Raw genomic sequence first — 305 nt, forward strand, 5'->3', positions numbered from 1 at the left:
GGAGCACAGGGAATACAAGGAATCACTGGAGCGCAAGGAGTAACTGGAGCTCAGGGAATACAAGGAATCACTGGAGCGCAAGGAGTAACTGGAGCTCAGGGAATACAAGGAATTACTGGAGCACAAGGAGTAACTGGTGCGCAGGGAATACAAGGAATAACCGGAGCGCAAGGTGTAACTGGAGCACAGGGAATCACTGGAGCACAAGGAGTACAAGGAATCACTGGAGCACAAGGAGTAACTGGTGCGCAGGGAATACAAGGAATAACCGGAGCGCAAGGAATAACTGGAGCACAGGGAATTCA

1 pseudogene is annotated in these 305 nt (G+C 50.8%); it reads left to right on the forward strand.

Annotated elements, in window-relative coordinates:
- Positions 1-305 (forward strand): annotated as a pseudogene (locus Q0975_RS28405) (hypothetical protein); the annotation flags it as partial.

Origin of the sequence: uncultured Aquimarina sp., from assembly GCF_947500065.1 — a bacterium.
Taxonomy (GTDB): Bacteria; Bacteroidota; Bacteroidia; order Flavobacteriales; family Flavobacteriaceae; genus Aquimarina.